We start from the raw sequence: 1,758 nt of genomic DNA, 5'->3' as shown, positions 1-1,758 counted from the left end.
CACGGAACGGCGCTCAGTCATAGCGTGATAAAGGGATAGGGAATCGGCGTTCATGGGTAACTCCTCAGAATTACCCGCCAGTCTAACCAGACACGAAAAGGGCGACGATGACAGAAACGCTCAGGCCGCTTCGCCGGAAGCCTCACGCATGGCCTGACAGATCTGGTCAATCACCGGGGCCGCAAGCTCCATGCGGCCATCGCAGCCAGCCACGCCAAGACGCCGCGCACAGGCCGGGCAGAGCACATTGAACACCAGCTCATCCCCTTTGCTGCGGGCAGGCAGTACCGCCCATTTGTCGCGGCGCGCCTGCTGCCCGATGCGGTGGTAGTAATCCAGATTGATGTCACCACCGGGCTCGAAATCAAAGGTGGCAGGACAGCGGCTGCAATTGAGCCACATGTCATACAGGGCTGCCGCGTCGTAGGGATCCCTGGGATCAAATGACATCGCCACCTCCTGTGGCAATCAAGCGAATGTGAGTCAGTAGTTTTATGCATTTTTTGTCAAAAACCCACGAATCACGTCACATTTGCCTGTTTTTTACACTCCTCAAAGAGCCGGTGAAGGCAGTTAAAGACGCGTGCCCTGAGCCATCATTCGCCCCCCCAGGGCCATCATTTCCAGCTGCAGGCAGGCATGGTCCGCCAGCACCCTGCGCGCGGTTACCGTGTTATCGAGCATGGAAATGCCAGCGCCGAACATGATGGCAATGGCGGCTTCCGCTTCCTGCTCCGCCGGCACCGGTTCTCGCCCCTGGGACGCCACCGCCTGGCGCACGTCTTCGGCCAGCTCGTCCACCAGTAGCTGCAGTTCACGCTGGATACGCATCCGGTAACGGTCATGGCTGCCCAACCGCTGCTGCACCAACAGGCGGAAGTCGTTTTCATAGTCGTTCAGGTAGCGCACAAAGCGCCCGACCAGCTCTTTCACCGCCCGGGCCGGGCCGATTTCGATCATGCTGCGCCGTTCGTATTCCATGGCCGAGCGCAGCCGGAAACAGCAGGAGTCGATCAGTGCCAACCCCAGAGCATCCATGTCCGGAAAATGATTGTAGAGCGAGGTAGCGGCAAGCCCGGACTCCCGGGCCACTTCCCGCAGGCCCAGACTATCCAGACCCCGGCCGCCGGCCATCAGGGTACGGGCCGCTTCCAGAATGCGCTCCCGGGTTTGTCGTTTCTGGCGCTGTCGTGTGGTTTCAGCCATAACATTGTCACTAACGAGTGTTAGTTAAATATTCCCATGGATACCGCTCATCGCGCAACTACATACTGATTACATAATAATCTTTGACAAACAAGTGTTAGCTGAAAGAGAATTAGCCTTACAGTTGTAAGGCAAGAAATTTGGCTCTTACCGATCTCACGGCGCATCATCAACTAGCGCTACAACACAGACTGCCCGCTTACAGCGAGCAGCAGGGAAGCAAAAGGGGAAAGCAATGAACTACTTCGTCACCGGTGCCACCGGCTTTATTGGTCGTTTTCTGGTTGGTCGCCTGCTCAAGCGCGAGGACAGCCGGGTATTTGCCCTGGTTCGCTCCGGCTCGGAATACAAGCTGGACGCTCTGCGCCGTCGCCTGGGTGTGGATGCCGATCGTCTGGTGGCCATCCAGGGCGATATCAACGAAAAACTGCTGGGTGTCAGCAAGCGGGATCAGGATGACCTGACCGGTCAGGTGGATCACTTCTTTCATCTGGCCGCCATCTATGACCTGACCGCTGACGAAAACACCCAGCGCTACACCAACATCGAAGG

General features: G+C 57.6%; 3 protein-coding genes. 1 reads left to right on the top strand and 2 read right to left on the bottom strand.

The window, feature by feature from the left end; all coding sequences use genetic code 11:
- Positions 1 to 120: 120 nt before the first annotated feature.
- Both B3Q33_RS09745 and B3Q33_RS09740 read right to left on the bottom strand, forming a co-directional pair.
- A complete protein-coding gene (locus B3Q33_RS09745; RefSeq protein ID WP_272962253.1) occupies positions 121 to 450 on the bottom strand; it encodes a hypothetical protein in 330 nt (109 codons plus the stop codon).
- Positions 451 to 573: 123 nt separating this feature from the next.
- The gene (locus B3Q33_RS09740; RefSeq protein ID WP_272962254.1) at positions 574 to 1,206 is read right to left on the bottom strand and encodes a TetR family transcriptional regulator; all 633 of its coding nucleotides are present in this window, start codon (positions 1,204 to 1,206) and stop codon (positions 574 to 576) included.
- Between the two features lie 235 nt (positions 1,207 to 1,441).
- On the opposite strand from B3Q33_RS09740, the gene B3Q33_RS09735 reads away from it, so the two are divergent.
- Positions 1,442 to 1,758 (top strand): SDR family oxidoreductase (locus B3Q33_RS09735; RefSeq protein WP_286827504.1); only part of this gene is annotated, 317 nt, incomplete at its 3' end.

This window comes from Alcanivorax sp. UBA3183, from assembly GCF_002364155.1.
Lineage (GTDB): Bacteria > Pseudomonadota > Gammaproteobacteria > Pseudomonadales > Alcanivoracaceae > Alcanivorax > Alcanivorax jadensis.
The sequence above is the reverse complement of the archived record's forward strand: the minus strand, read 5'-3'. Positions and strand labels throughout refer to the sequence as shown.